Annotated in this window: 11 protein-coding genes and 1 pseudogene; 10 read left to right on the top strand and 2 right to left on the bottom strand. The window is 67.4% G+C overall.

Annotation, left to right across the window (positions count from 1 at the left end; all coding sequences use genetic code 11):
- Positions 1-26 precede the first annotated feature (26 nt).
- From CFB40_RS35045 to CFB40_RS35035, 3 genes are all read left to right on the top strand, one after another.
- Positions 27-1694 (top strand): amidohydrolase, encoded by a 1668-nt coding sequence (locus tag CFB40_RS35045; RefSeq protein WP_089433923.1) that lies wholly within the window; start codon positions 27-29, stop codon positions 1692-1694.
- Complete coding sequence (locus CFB40_RS35040) at positions 1691-2728, top strand: CobW family GTP-binding protein (protein WP_089433922.1); 1038 nt, start codon at positions 1691-1693, stop codon at positions 2726-2728. The genes CFB40_RS35045 and CFB40_RS35040 overlap by 4 nt, the downstream gene beginning before the upstream one ends.
- A gap of 130 nt (positions 2729-2858) precedes the next feature.
- Positions 2859-3929: a lysozyme inhibitor LprI family protein gene (locus tag CFB40_RS35035; RefSeq protein ID WP_254600315.1), complete on the top strand. Its 1071-nt coding sequence runs from the start codon at positions 2859-2861 to the stop codon at positions 3927-3929.
- A 37-nt stretch (positions 3930-3966) separates the two neighbouring features.
- On the opposite strand, the gene CFB40_RS35030 is transcribed toward CFB40_RS35035, so the two are convergent.
- Positions 3967-5052: a LacI family DNA-binding transcriptional regulator gene (locus CFB40_RS35030; RefSeq protein WP_089433921.1), complete on the bottom strand. Its 1086-nt coding sequence runs from the start codon at positions 5050-5052 to the stop codon at positions 3967-3969.
- 241 nt (positions 5053-5293) lie between these two features.
- On the opposite strand from CFB40_RS35030, the gene rbsK reads away from it, so the two are divergent.
- Genes rbsK through CFB40_RS35015 form a run of 3 tightly spaced genes read left to right on the top strand, consistent with a single transcriptional unit; the run spans position 5294 to position 8589 of the window.
- On the top strand, positions 5294-6220 hold the full coding sequence (rbsK, locus tag CFB40_RS35025) for a ribokinase (RefSeq protein WP_089429974.1): 927 nt from the start codon (positions 5294-5296) through the stop codon (positions 6218-6220).
- A 60-nt stretch (positions 6221-6280) separates the two neighbouring features.
- Positions 6281-7600: an MFS transporter gene (locus CFB40_RS35020; protein ID WP_089433920.1), complete on the top strand. Its 1320-nt coding sequence runs from the start codon at positions 6281-6283 to the stop codon at positions 7598-7600.
- Positions 7601-7644: 44 nt separating this feature from the next.
- Positions 7645-8589 (top strand): dihydrodipicolinate synthase family protein, encoded by a 945-nt coding sequence (locus CFB40_RS35015; RefSeq protein WP_089433919.1) that lies wholly within the window; start codon positions 7645-7647, stop codon positions 8587-8589.
- 98 nt (positions 8590-8687) lie between these two features.
- Here CFB40_RS35015 and fliD read toward each other — a convergent pair whose 3' ends face one another.
- Entirely contained in the window at positions 8688-10190 is a 1503-nt protein-coding gene (fliD, locus tag CFB40_RS35010; RefSeq protein WP_089433918.1) for a flagellar filament capping protein FliD, read from the bottom strand.
- 1010 nt (positions 10191-11200) lie between these two features.
- On the opposite strand from fliD, the gene CFB40_RS35005 reads away from it, so the two are divergent.
- The 4 genes and pseudogenes from CFB40_RS35005 to CFB40_RS34990 all read left to right on the top strand — a co-directional run bounded on the left by CFB40_RS35005 (position 11201) and on the right by CFB40_RS34990 (position 14500).
- Positions 11201-11614 (top strand): DoxX family protein, encoded by a 414-nt coding sequence (locus tag CFB40_RS35005; RefSeq protein ID WP_089429970.1) that lies wholly within the window; start codon positions 11201-11203, stop codon positions 11612-11614.
- 354 nt (positions 11615-11968) lie between these two features.
- Positions 11969-12934 (top strand): dTDP-4-dehydrorhamnose reductase family protein, encoded by a 966-nt coding sequence (locus tag CFB40_RS35000; RefSeq protein WP_089433917.1) that lies wholly within the window; start codon positions 11969-11971, stop codon positions 12932-12934.
- A gap of 276 nt (positions 12935-13210) precedes the next feature.
- Complete coding sequence (locus CFB40_RS34995) at positions 13211-13615, top strand: extradiol dioxygenase (protein ID WP_089433916.1); 405 nt, start codon at positions 13211-13213, stop codon at positions 13613-13615.
- A gap of 178 nt (positions 13616-13793) precedes the next feature.
- Positions 13794-14500: pseudogene (locus tag CFB40_RS34990) on the top strand (SDR family oxidoreductase).
- The last annotated feature ends 136 nt before the right edge of the window (positions 14501-14636 follow it).

The raw sequence follows: 14636 nt of genomic DNA, 5'->3' as shown, positions 1-14636 counted from the left end.
TTCCGCCGCAAGGAGAACCGCATCCCATGCCAGCATCCGCAACCCCGGCCGCGCCCGTGACGGTGTTCACGGCGCGCCGCATCCTGACGATGAACCCGGCGCAGCCGTCGGCCACGCACGTCGCCGTGCGCGACGGCCGCATCCTCGCGGTCGGCGATGCCGCCGACGCGGCCACGTGGCACGCGCGGTTCGGTGCATGCACGACCGACGACACGCTGCGCGACAAGGTGCTGATGCCGGGGCTCGTCGAAGGGCATTGCCACCTGATGGAAGGCGCGATGTGGGACGCCGTGTACGTCGGCTACTACGATCGGCGCGGCCCCGACGGCACGCTGTGGCCGGGGCTGCGCTTGCTCGACGCGGTGCTCGAACGGCTCGCGGAAGCCGAGCGCGCGATGACCGACGACGGGCCGCTGCTCGCGTGGGGCTTCGATCCGATCTTCTTCGGCACCGCGCGGCTGACCGCGCACGAACTCGACCGCGTATCGGCGCAGCGGCCGATCGCGATCCTGCATGCGAGCGTGCACCTGATGAACGTGAACGGCGCGATGCTCGCGCGCGCGGGCATCGACGAGGACACCGACATCGACGGCGTGACGCGCGATGCCGACGGCCGCCCGACCGGCGAGCTGCAGGAGTTCGCGGCGATGCTGCCGGTGTATCAGACGATCGGCGGCAAGCTCGCGATTTCCGCGAGCGAGAAGCCGCACGCCGTCTGGAATTTCGGGCGCGTCGCGCAGCTCGCGGGCGTGACGACGGCCACCGATCTCGTCAATGACCTGTCGGCCGACGGCAACCGCACGCTGCGCGACGTCACCGCCGATCCGGATTATCCGGTGCGGATCGTGCCGGCGTTCGCGCCGCAGCGCAATCCGGCGCGCTCGGCCGACAGTGTGCTCGCGGAGATCGAGCGCAATACCGACAAGCTGCATTTCGGGCCGGTGAAGTTCATCGTCGACGGCTCGATCCAGGGCTTCACCGCGCGCGTGCGCTGGCCCGGCTACGCGGGCGGGCAGCCGAACGGGCTGTGGCTGATTCCGCCCGCCCAGCTCGTCGACGTGTTCGAGCCGTTTCATCGCGCGGGGCTGCAACTGCACGTGCATACCAACGGCGACGAAGCGACCGACGTCGTGCTCGACGCGATGGCGACGCTGCTCGCGCGCCATCCGCGCCCCGATCATCGCCATACGCTGCAGCATTGCCAGATGGCGGACGCCGCGCAATTGAAGCGCGTTCGCGCGCTCGGGATGTGCGTGAATTTCTTCGCGAATCATCTGTACTACTGGGGGGACGCGCATTACGGCCAGACCATCGGCCCCGATCGCGCGAACCGGATGGATGCGGCCGGCTCCGCGCAGCGGCTCGGCATTCCGTTCGCCTTGCATTCGGATGCGCCGATCACGCCGCTCAATCCGCTGTTCACCGCATGGTGCGCGGTGCAGCGCGAGACGGCATCCGGGCGCGTGCTCGGCGAAGGCGAGCGGCTTGCGGTTGACGACGCGCTGCATGCGATCACGCTCGGCGCGGCCTATACGTTGCGGATGGATCATCTCGTCGGCAGCATCGAGATCGGCAAGTTCGCGGATTTCGCGGTGCTCGACGATGATCCGTCGGTCTGCGCACCCGCACGTTTGAAGGAGCTCGCCGTGTGGGGCACCGTGCTCGGCGGGCGCGTGTTCCGGTCGCCGCGATGAGTGCGCAAGGTGACGCCGTCGTGCACGCCGGGGCTGCGCCCGCGCCGATCGACCTCGCGGTGATCGGCGGCTATCTCGGCGCGGGCAAGACGACGGTCGTCAACGCGATCCTGCAGGCGCCGCATGGCCGGCGCATCGCGGTGCTCGTCAACGATTTCGGCGCGGTGAACATCGATGCGCGGCTCGTGCGGGGGCGCGGCGACGACGTGATCGAACTCGACAACGGCTGCATCTGCTGCACGATCGGCGGCGCGCTCGTCGATGCGCTGACACGCGTCGCGACGCGCGACGTGCGGCCCGACCTGCTGCTCGTCGAAGCGAGCGGCGTGGCCGATCCCGCGAAGATCGCGCAGATCGGGCTGCTGAACGGTGCGTTCCGGCTGACGTCGGTGCTCGTCGTCGCCGACGCGCTCGCGTGGCGCGACACGCTCGCCGATCCTCTCGTCGGCGCGATGGCGCAGCGCCAGCTCGACGGCGCGGGCGCGATCGTCGTGACCAAGCTCGACCGCGTTGCGCCGGAACGGCGCGACGCGGTACTCGGCGACGTGCGCGCGTGGGCGCCGACCGACATCGTCGTCGCCGCGCGCCATGGCGAGATTCCGCTCGCGCTGCTGTTCGACGCGGCCGTGCCCGATCGTGGCGCGATGCCGGCGGGTTTCGCGCGCTCGCACCGGGCGATCGGACATGACGCGATGCCGGCGTTCGCGAGCGTTACCGTCGCCGCGCCGGACGTGCTCGACAAGGCGCGGCTGCGTGCATGGCTGAAGGCGTTGCCGCGCACGATCCTGCGCGCGAAGGGCATCGTGCGCGTGGCCGATGCGCAGGGCGCGGTCGCCACGCGCGTGTGCCAGGTCGCCGCGCGGCGCCTCCGGTTTTCGTCGATGGAAGACGAAGGGCTGGCCGTGCGCGAAGGAGACGGCGTGATGGTGTTCATCGGCTTCATCGATGCCGCCGTGGAAGCCACCTTGCGTGACGGCATCGTGCAATGCAGCGTGGCTGCGTCGACGGTTGCGCTGACATCTAACGTCGATTGATCGGCGCCGCGCATTCGGGTTAGGCTTCGGCGAGCAACGGCATGCGCCGCATGCCGGGCCGGGCGTTTTTACCTCGAATGCCGCGTGCAGGTAGCTTCTACAGGTGCGCGATCCAGCGACGATCAAGCCGATGACCCTCCAGAACCCAAAGAATGCGCGCGGGCAAACCGCGATTTCCGCCCGTGCCGTGCGGCACACGCACCGGCGATCCGTCGCGGCCGCCGCGTTGCTGACACTGCTGCCGCTCGCCGCGCATGCCGCAGGCTTCGACTGCGCGAAAGCCGCTTCGCCCACCGAGAAGGCAATCTGCGCGGACGCCGCGCTGTCGAAGCTCGACGGCGACCTGGCGACGGCGTGGAAGCAGGCGCTCGGAAAAGGCGGCGATACGGCCGCGCTGAAAGCCGCGCAGTTGAAGTGGCTCAAGCAGCGCGACCGGTGCGGCGACGACGCGCAGTGCCTCGGCGATCGCTACCGCGAACGGCTCGCGAGCCTGAACGGCAAGCCGCTGGCCGCCGACCGCTGGCAGCAGACGTGGTACATGACGAGCGACAACCCGTCGTTCGGCGGCGTGCTGACGTTCACCGGCACGGCGCCGCACCTGCATTTCGAGCTGAGCGGCAACAACGGCGCGAATACGGGCGGGCTTGATGGCGACATCGTGCTGCACGGCGACAGCGGTACCTACCGCAAGGACAAATGCCGGCTCGATTTCGAACGGAAGGGCGGGCGCATCGGCGTCACGCAACACGGCGCGGATTTTGACTGCGGTGCGGGCTCGGGCGTCTCCTACGACGGCCAGTATGTGACGGCGTCGCAGTTCCAGGCCAAACCGGCGGCCGACCTGCTGAGCCTCAAGGTCGTCGACGACGCGACGCAGAACGCAACCGCGCACAAGCTGCTCGGCGCCGATTATCAGACGCTCGTCGACAACGTCAACTACAGCGCCGACGAAAAGGATCTCGACGGGTTGAACGCGCACGTGAATGCGTACTGGGTGCGCGGCATCGCGACGACGAATGCGGCGATCGTGATGCGCCGCGGGAATGACCTGTGGATCGGCCTGCTCGTGTTCGACGCGAAGAACAACGTCCGGATGCGTTATTACACGAACGTGCCGGCGTGGAAGAAAAACGTGCCGAAGACCATCCAGGCGTGGCACGACAATCTCGACAAGACGCTGCCGGTCGATGTAATGCAGTGACAGGCGGGCCGGGCAGTCGAAGCCGCCCGGCGCATCGTCATTTTTTACGTCCTGCTCGAACCTGCGCCGGCGCCGCAGCCGATTCCCGCGTGCGCAACTCCGGCAGCACCGCATGACCCGGCCCCGTTGCACCGTTCTCGAGTGCGTCGAGCAACGCCTGCGCGGCCTGGCGCCCGATCGCGTGGGTGTCGACCCACATCGTCGTCAGCGGCGGCTGGATCTCGCGCGCGAGCGCGATGTCGTCGAAGCCGGTGATCGACAATTGCGCGGGCACGTCGATGCCGAGCGCCTGCGCCTCGAGCAATGCGCCCAGCGCGAGCGCGTCGTTGCCGCAGATCACGGCTGTCGGCCGCGTGGCCGCGTCGCTGTCGGCGATCGCGCGCAGGCTCGCCCGCCCGAATGCGATCGTGGCCGCGCCTTCGTGCTGATGGACGGGGCGCACCGCGAGCCCGCGCGCGGCCAGCGTGTCGTGAATGCCGCGCAGGCGCGCCTGCACGCGGTCGTTATCGGCGGACGGCTGCATGATGATCGCGAAATCGCGGTGGCCGAGGTCGAGCAGGTGAGTGGTGAGCCGCGCGAACGCCGCGCGGTTGTCGAAGCCGATGCAGCAGTGCGGGCTGTCGTCGCGATACGCATAGGTGACGACGTACGGCACGCGGTGCATCGCAAGCAGTTCGAACAATTCAGGCGGATACGCTTCGCCGACGAGCGACACGGCTTCCACGCCGCGCGACAGCATCGCGCGCACCTGGTCCAGCGCCTGCGCGGGATCGTAGTTCGAGCAGCCGAGGAACAGCGTGATGCCGTGCTCGGCCATGACCGTCTGCATGCCCGCGACCTGCGAGGCGAACACCTGGTCGTCGAGCGTCGGAATGATCGCGCCCGTGATGTGGGTGCGCGTGGACGCGAGCGCACGGCCCGCCGCATTCGGGATCCAGTTCAGTGCGCGCGCCGCGTCGCGCACGCGCTGCTGCACGTCGGCCGACACCTTGCCGGGATCGTTGTACACGCGCGAAACGGTCGCGGTCGACACGCCGGCCAGCTTCGCGACATCGCCGAGCACGGAGCGGCCGCTGCCGCGGCGCGCGCGGGGCGCGCCGGCGCGGGACGGGGGCGAGCTCATCGGCTGTCTCCAGGCGTAGCGGCGATGGCAGCGCTACAAGTTGTCAAATGCGTCAATGTTTACCCTCGATTCGTGGTGGCGCCGCTTGCATTCCCGGTCGACCCTGTGAGAATGTAAGCGCTATCTTGACGTGCTTCCGTATTATGTCAGACCCATATTCTATCCATATCGTGAAATTTTCATCGACGACGGCCATTCCGGCCTTTTTGTCCGTCGCAAATGTAAGCGGTTACATTCGGAAATGAGAGACACCACTCCCCCGCGCATCGCCGTCGTCGGCAGCGTGAACATCGACCTCGTCACACGAGCGCCGCGCCTTCCGGTGCCGGGCGAGACGCTGCTCGGCACCGATTTCCAGACCGTCCATGGCGGCAAGGGCGCGAACCAGGCGGTCGCGGCTGCGCGCCTGGGCGCGTCGGTCGCGATGATCGGCTGCGTTGGCGACGACGCGTTCGGCGCGCGCCTGCACGACGCGCTGTCGGCAGAGGGCATCGACGTGACGCATCTGGCGCGGATCGGCGGTACGGCCACTGGGGTGGCCACGATCACGGTCGACGAGGGCGGCGCGAACAGCATCGTCGTCGTGCCCGGCGCGAATGCGCGCCTCGATGCCGACCGGATCGACGCGGCGCGCGACGCGATCGCCGGGGCGGCGATGCTCGTGAGCCAGCTCGAAGTGCCGGTCGCCACCGTGGCGCGCGCCATCGCCTGTGCCTGCGCGCACCACACGCCGGTGCTGCTCAATCCCGCGCCCGCGCAGCCGCTGTTCGACGCGCTGCTCGCACGGGTCGACTACCTCGTCGTCAACGAAACCGAGGCCGAATCGCTGACCGGCATCGCCGTCGGCGACGATGCGTCCGCCGTGCGCGCCGCCGATGCGCTGTGCGCGAAGGGCGTGGGCAACGTGCTGGTCACGCTCGGCGCGCGCGGCGTGTGCTGGCGCGGCGGTGCGGGTAATGGCCGCCTGCGGGCGATGTCGGTGGTCGCCGTCGATACGACCGCGGCCGGCGACACGTTCGTCGGCGGGTTCGCGGCCGCTCGCGCGGGCGGTGCGTCGATGGACGACGCGATCGGCTTCGGCCAGCGCGCCGCCGCGATCAGCGTGACGCGCCACGGCGCGCAGACCTCGATTCCGACGCGCGACGAAGTGGCATGCCTGGAACCTTGAATTCCGCATCAGACGGACAGGCCGGAACCGGCCGATATCACTGACATGGAGACAACCGCAATGAACGAAACCCCGACCGTTCCGCCCGCCCCGCCGCGTATCCGGCGCGGGCAACGCATCGCGCTCGCGCTGTTGATGGTGAGCGGCATCGTCAACTACCTCGATCGCGGTACGCTGGCCGTTGCAAGCTCGGCGATCCGCGCCGATCTCGGCCTGTCGCTCGCACAGATGGGGCTGCTGCTGTCGGCCTTCTCGTGGAGCTACGCGCTGTGCCAGTTCCCGGTCGGCGGGCTGGTCGACCGCATCGGGCCGCGCCGGCTGCTCGGAATCGGCCTGATCGTGTGGTCGATCGCGCAAGCGGCGGGCGGCATCGTGTCGACCTTTGGCTGGTTCATCGTCGCGCGCATCGTGCTCGGCATCGGCGAGGCGCCGCAGTTCCCGTCGGCCGCGCGGGTGGTGAGCAACTGGTTTCCGCTGCGCGCACGCGGCACGCCGACCGGCATTTTCAACGCCGCGTCGCCGCTCGGCACCGCGCTCGCGCCGTTGCTGCTGTCGATCCTCGTCGCGTCATTGGACTGGCGCTGGGCGTTCATCGCGACGGGCGCAGCCGGTCTCGTCGTCGCCGTCGTCTGGTTCGCGCTGTATCGCGATCCGGTGCGCGCGCAACTGACTGCCACCGAGCGCAATTACCTCGACGCCGACGCGCAAAGCACGGTCGCGGCGCCGAAACTGACGTTCGCCGAATGGCGCGGCCTGTTCTCGCACGGCACGACCTGGGGGATGCTGATCGGCTATTTCGGTTCCGTGTACCTGAACTGGGTGTACCTCACCTGGCTGCCGGGCTACCTGACGATGGAGCGGCACATGAGCCTGATCCGCACCGGCTTTGCCGCGTCGGTGCCGTTCCTGTGCGGATTCGTCGGCTCGCTGCTGGCCGGCTGGCTGTCGGACCTGGTCACGCGCCGCAGCCGTTCGCCGGTCGTGAGCCGGCGCAATGCGGTGGTGGTCGCGATGCTCGGGATGGTCGCGTTCACGATTCCCGCCGCGCTTGCGCAGAGCAACACGGTGGCGCTCGCGTGCATTTCGGTCGTGATCTTTCTCGCCAACGCGGCGTCGGCCTGCTCGTGGGCGCTCGCGACGGCAGCCGCGCCGCCGAGCCGCATTGCGTCGCTCGGCGCGATCCAGAATTTCGGCGGTTTCATCGGCGGCGCGCTCGCGCCGATCCTGACGGGCATCATTGCGCAGAAGTGGTCGTTCGTGCCGGCGCTGCTGACGGCCGCGGCGATCGCGTTCGCGGGCGCGATGGCGTACCTGCTGCTGGTGCGCAAGCCGATTCCCGAGCAGGCCGCGAACGCCGCGCCCGGGCCGTTGCCGGCCTGAGCACGCGGCATGCGCCACGCATTCACTGAAGCAAGGAGAAACAGATGCAACACCCGCAGCAATCGAACGTGACCATCGAGGGCATCGTCCCGGTGATGCTGACGCCGTTCGACGACGCCGGCGCGATCGACTACGCCGGGCTCGAGCGGCTCATCGAATGGTATTTGGCGCATGGCGCCGATGCGTTGTTCGCGGTCGCGCAGTCGAGCGAGATGCAGTTCCTGAGCCTGGCCGAACGCGCGGAACTCGCGCGCTTCGTGGTCGAGCGGGTGGCCGGGCGCGTGCCGGTCGTCGCGTCCGGGCACATCAGCGACGATCTCGACGCGCAGGCCGAGGAGCTGCGCGCGGCGGCCGAATCGGGCGCGCAGGGCGTCGTGCTCGTGACCAACCGACTCGATCCGCAGCGCAAGGGCAGCGCCGCGCTGCTCGACCATCTGCAGCGGCTGCTCGCGCGCTTGCCGTCGGATCTGCCGCTCGGGCTGTACGAGTGCCCGGCGCCTTACCGGCGGCTGCTGTCGGATGACGAACTGCGTGCGTGCATCGACACGGGCCGGTTCGTGATGCTCAAGGATGTGAGCTGCGACCTGGAGACGGTGAAGCGGCGCGTCGCGCTCGCCGAGGGCTCGCCGCTGAAGATCCTCAACGCGAACGCCGCGATTGCATGGGACGCGATGAAGGCGGGGTCCGCCGGCTTCAACGGCGTGTTCACCAACTTCCATCCGGACCTGTACCGGTGGTTGCGCACGCAAGGGGCGTCGAATCCGGCGCTGGCCGACGAACTGTCGACGTTCCTCGTCGTGTCGGCGGTGTCGGAAGCGCTGGGGTATCCGGCGCTCGCGAAGCTCTATCACCAGCGAATCGGCACCTTCGCGTCGATCCGTTGCCGCGTGATCGACTACGACGTGCGTGAGCGGTTCTGGGCGCTCGATGCGGTGCTCGACAAGATCGTGGCCGGCACCGAGCATTTCCGGCGAAGGATCGCCGCGTAATCGGGCGCGCGCTGCGGGACACCGTGCGCGGCGGCGCGAGCCGGTCGATCCATTGACCGGCGGCCGCCGCCACGATCGTCGGTCGACCCGGACGCGCGTCACTTGTTCGCCAGCGTGCCGCTGCTGTTGGCCCCGCCGAACAGCCGCGTCAGGTACTGCGTGTTCGAGTTCATCTTGGCCATCAGCGCGTTGAGTGCCGTGAACTGCGCCTGGTACTGCTTGGTCAGTTGCGCGGCGTAGTCGGCCAGATTCGTCTGTTGCTGCGTGACGCGCTTCAGGTCGGCGCCCAGCGCGTTCGTGCGCAGGTCGATCATCCCGCCCCGCTTCGTGAAGGTCGCGATCTGGTCGGTCAGTTGCTTGCCTACCCCGTTCGTCGCGTTGAACAGGTGCGCGACCCCCGACGGGTTGTTGGTCAGCGCACTGTCGAGCTTCGCGCTGTCGGCCCTCAGCGTGCCGTCCTTCTCGAGCGAGACGCCGATCGCTGCCAGGTTCGTGTGCCCGTCGCCGTTCTTGTTGGGAACGCCGCGCGCGATGGTCGACGCGAGGGCGTTGCGGATCGTGTGCAGCGTCGAATCGCCGATCAGCGCGCCCTGCGCGCTCGCCCCCGGCGTGTAGCTCGACAGCGCGCCCATCGTCTTGACGACGGCGTTGTACTGGTTCACGAAATTCGTGATCGTGGCCGCCTGCGACTTCGTGTCGGGGCTGATCGTCAGCGTCTGCGTATCGGTTGCGCTGACCGCAGCCGCCGACAAGTTCAGCGTGACGCCGTTCAGCACGCCCGTCACCGTGTTGCTCGCGCTGGTCGACGCGATGCCGCTGACCGTGAACTTCGCGTCCTGCGCGACGGCGCTTTGCCGCCACGCGGCCGCGCTGTTCGCCGAGTCGATCTTCGACGGGCCGCCCTTCGTGTCGGCCGTCGACGTGACGCCGAGGTTCGACAGCCCGTTGTCGTTGGCCACGTTGCCGACCGCGACGCTGATCGTGCTCGCCGAGCCCGTCTTCGACGACGCGAGCACGAGGTGCGCGCCGTCGGTGCCGTTGATGACCGTCGCGCTGACCCCCGGGTTGTTCGATGCGGAGTTGATTGCGGCCGCGATGCCTGACAGCGTGTTGTTCGTGCCGTTGACGTCGACTTTGAACGACTGGTTGCCGAGCGACAGCGTCAGGGTGCCGGTGCCGAGCGCCTTCTTCCCGTCGAAGCCCGACGAAGCCAGCGCCTGCGCGGTCGCGATCTGCGTGACGCCGACCGTGTAGGTGCCGGCAACCGCGCCTGCACTCGGCGTCGCGGTCAGGCCCTTGCCGCTCGCGACCGCGGTGAACGTCGACTGCAGCGCGCCATTCGCCAGCGTGGTGAGGCCCGTCTCGAGCGCGCCAAGCGCGGACGACAGCGCGCCGAATGCGGAAATCTGCGTGGTGCCGGTCTGCTGCGACGCCGCGAGCGCCGCGGCCCGGCCGGCCGTCTTCGCGTTCACCAGCGTCGTGACGAGCAAGCCGACATCCATCGACCCATTGCCGGTCGAGCCGTTGATGATCGATTGCGCCGCCTGTTGCAACAGGCTGTTCGCGTTCGCGCTGTTGTTCACGGACATGTTCGTTGCCATGGGTGGTCTCCGGTTGAAAAGCGATCCCGTGACGAGCGGCTGTCGACGGCCTGCGGGCCGTGTCCGGAACGACGCGTTCCGGGAGTCACGGGAATGTCGGGGAAATGTAAGGGCGTGCGCTATCGTATATTTAAATCCGTATTAATTAGTAATTTTTTGTAATGATTGTTGGGAAAAGTGTGGATGGAAATGTCGTGGTGGAGTGGTGGGTTAAAGGTTTGCGATTTTTTGCCGTAAACGCATCATTTTTGATTGTGTTTTTTAACGGATTTTTTTGCTGGAATCGAGAACTTGCCGGAAGCATGAATGTTTGATCGTTTTTTCGCTTGCTCGGCTAAACACCGGATCGATCGACAGTGCGCGGAAGTTGCTCTTACCGGCAGCTATCGGGCTGAAACCGTTGCCACGGGACGGCATCCGCCGCGGACGACATCTACCCGCTTGCCCGTGAAACGTTTTCGTTTGCCAAAACGCATTTCCAGGCCGGACGTCTTTGCCCCGAACGGAGGGCCTTCGCCGATTGGAAAGAAAGTCGAATTTGTAAATTAATTCACTGATGGCAGGTTTGTACACATAACGTATCGTCGAATCGCGATTGCGATATTTCGATGTGGCCTGTGAGCGCGAATTGGCGCTTCAATATCGACTGGATACGGAGGCCGGATATGAGTGGGCGGTTTTCATGTCCTTGAAACATAACGGCAGATTCATCTGACCGGATTCATGGCTGCTGCGTGCGGCCTTGTTTCGCTCGATTGTCCACTGGATTGTGACGGCGAATCTTGTTTTGAAGGATTGATGATTCTCAGGGAGACAGTAGACTGCATCCGTGCTTCGCCAGAACCGATCCGGAGCGCGCCGGGAGCGGCGCGACCAGGCGGATTCTTCGGCGGCGGGCCAGCCGGCTTGCTGTCCGAGTGTGCGAGGAGTGGTTCGTTGCCGACCTGGCGTGCCGATTGGGCGCGTATCGGCACCGGACGCATCAAACCGTCAATTCAAGGGTGATTGTCATGCGTTACGTTTCACTGGAGTCGAAGAAGGACGAGCTGCTGCTGGCGGCTCGCGTGCTGTTGATGATCCTGTTCGTGCTGTTCGGCTGGCAGAAGCTGAGCGGCTTCTCGGGCACGGTCGCGTACATGGCGTCGACGGGGAACCCTGCGCCCGAGCTGGCGGCCGCGATCGCGGTGGCGGTCGAGCTGGCCGGTGGCCTGCTGATCGCGATCGGCTTCTATACGCGTCCGCTCGCACTGGTGTTCGCCGCCTACACGCTCGCGACCGCGCTGATCGGCCATCGCTACTGGGCGCTGCAGGGGATGGAGCAATACATGGCGATGATCAACTTCTACAAGAACGTGAGCATCATCGGCGGGCTGCTGTTGCTCGCACTGACCGGGCCGGGGCGGTATTCGCTCGACCGGAAGTAACGCGGGACGCGGTTTTCCGCAGAGGTGACGGCCCGGTGCGTGCAAGCGCACCGGGCTTTGCTTTTGGGCGAGGTTCGTGAGGTGGCGCCGCCGCGGATTGCCCGCGCGCGCGGGCGGCCGCGCGGCGTGTCGACGTCGTCGGCAGGACGGTCGTCATCCCGATGGCTGGGGGCGCCGTGCCGAGCGCCGGCCGCCGGCCGCGGCGCACGTGACTCACGTGACGCGCGCCCGTCGCGGGGTTGCCGATCTGCCATCACGATGTACTGGCTGTCATACTCGGCTATGCTCCCCGCGACCCTGGCCCGAGTGTCGAACGCGACCTCGAGCACTTCCCAGTCACCCGAATGACCGCCCATGCCAAATCCGACCTCGTCGACTGACCTCCCGACCGTCCTCCTCATCGGTGCCGCCGGCCTCCTCGGCCGCGCGGTTGCCGCATCTTTGGCCCGCGAATCGTCGCTGAACCTCGTCGCAACGATCCGGAACCCGCAAGGCGCCGGCGCCAAACGCCTGGCGCTGCCCCCGGAAAACCTCGCCGAACTCGACGTCCTCGACGAGCCGGCCCTCGAACACCTCTTCGCCACTTGCCAACCGGCCGCCGTGATCATCTGCGCGGCCGAACGCCGCCCGGATGTCTGCGAACGCGACCCTGCCGGCGCGCGGGCGATCAACGTCACGGCCCCGGCCCGCATCGGCGCGCTCGCTGCGCGCCACGGCGCATGGACGCTCGGCATCTCCACCGACTACGTTTTTGACGGCAAGGCGGCGCCGTACCGCGAGGACGCCGCACCGAACCCGCTGAACATCTACGGCCGCACGAAGCTCGAAGGCGAGGCGGCCCTGCTCGCCGCGTCGCCGCTGTCGTGTGTGCTGCGCCTGCCGCTGCTCTTCGGCCCGATCGTCGACTGGAGCGAATCGGCCGTCACGAGCCTCGTGCCGGCGATCGTCGCGTCTGCGCAGCCTGGCGCCGAAGCCGTCGGCATGGACGCATGGGCGATCCGGTACCCGACGTATACGCCGGATGTCGCGGACGTCATCCGCGACCTGACGCTGCGCCATCTCGCGGGTGCGTCGATCACGGGCCTTCGTCACTGGTCGGGCGAGGAGCCGATGACGAAGTACGACATCGCGCAGCGGATCGCGGCCGCGCTCGGCATCGACGCCGCGCTCATGCGAATCGACCAGCCGACCGACGCGACGCCGCGCCCCTATGACTGCCATCTGGACGCATCGAGCGTGCGCGCCGCGGGGATCGATCACGCGACGCCGTTCGATACCGCGCTGCGCGCCGTGCTGCGCGATGCGCCGCAGGGGCTGTAGGATCGGGCGCCCCGCGCGGCCCGTGCACATGCGCCCATTGCGCCGGCCGCGCCATGAATGCCGTTCGCGACATTGCCGAAGACGTGCACGCATGGCGTCGCGGTGACATCGTGTCTCTTGAATCCGCTGGCGTGCGACGAAACCGGGACCCCCAAGGCAACCAGCGGCCCCCATCTTCTTGTCGTCATTGAAGATCATTCAATGGCGAAGCCAATTATCAAGACCGACCGACGTGCGACAGAATGCGTACCAGGCTTTCCAGCATGGACACGAAGCATGCATTTCGACCACGCCACCATCGTTACCGATGACATTGACGGTACACGCCGCTTTTTCGATGAGGTCGTCGGTCTCGATACCGGGCCTCGACCGCCGTTCCGGGTGGATGGCTACTGGTTGTACCTCGATAGCCGCCCGATGATTCATGTCACGCGTGCAACGCTACCGGCGCACGCAGGCCGTAGCACGCCGCGCATCGATCACATTGCGCTTCGCGTCGACACACACCGCGAATGGGTGACGTTGATCGATCGACTATCCGGCAGTCGGATCGACTACTCGCTGAGTGAAGTGCCGTTGTCCAATGAGCTTCAGTTGTTCGTGTCCATTGCCCCGGGGGTTTCCGTCGAATTTGTGACGACGCTCGGAGCGGATGAGCAGCCTGGGATTCCGAACGGATGACCGGATCTGCCGAATCGTCTCGCGAAACCCATGACGCTTGCCGGCTTCGCCGGCGACAGCGGCGATTCGGCGTGGCGGCCGGCCATCCTTGGCCGCAAGCGGTATTCAGAACATTTGGTGCGTGCGACGGGCGCGGCTTCACGCTCGCGAGCACGCTTTTGATCGGAGGAAGCGAACGATGAAATTCGATGGACAAGACGTGCTGGTGGTCGGCGGAAGCTCCGGGATCGGCGAAGCGGCCGCGCGGGCCTTTGCGGTGGCCGGGGCGAGCGTGACGATCGCGTCGCGCGACGCGGCCAAACTGGCGGCGAGCGCAGCGAGGATCGGTCACGGCGTGCGAACCGGTGTGATGGACACGACCGACGACACGAGCGTACGTGCATTTTTCGAATCGGCGGGCGAATTCGACCACGTTGTCGTGTCGGCCGCTCAGACACCCACGGGGCCGGTGCGTGGTCTCGCGCTCGCCGATGCCTACGCGGCGATGGACAGCAAGTTCTGGGGCGCCTATCGCGTCGCGCGGGCCGTACGCATTCGGCAGGGCGGATCGCTGACGTTCGTGTCGGGCTTCCTGAGCGTGCGGCCGAGCAAGACCTCGGTCCTGCAAGGCGCGATCAACGCGGCGCTCGAATCGCTGGCGCGGGGTCTGGCGCTCGAGCTGTCGCCCGTGCGGGTGAATACGGTATCCCCGGGCCTGATCGCGACGCCGCTCTGGTCGAAGCTCGATGCGCAGGCGCGGGACAGGATGTACGAAGGCGCCGCGGCGCGCTTGCCGGCCGTGTCGGTCAACCCGAGGACGTTGCGAACGCCGTGTTCTACCTCGCGTCGACTCCGTACGCGACCGGCTCGACGGTGCTGGTCGACGGTGGCGGTGCGATCGCGTAGCGGCCGGGTTGGTTGAAGGTCGAACCGCGATGCGTCGCCGTTGTTCGAGCGCCCGTGCCCGAATTCCGCGTGCCGTGTGCGGCGCCGGATGATCCCGGGTGCACGGGCGAGCATGAGCGTCTGCGCCGCCTCCGTT

Origin of the sequence: Burkholderia sp. AU31652 (genome assembly GCF_002223155.1) — a bacterium.
In the GTDB taxonomy this organism is placed as follows: Bacteria; Pseudomonadota; Gammaproteobacteria; order Burkholderiales; family Burkholderiaceae; genus Burkholderia.
This window is presented reverse-complemented; position numbering and strand designations above follow the sequence as displayed.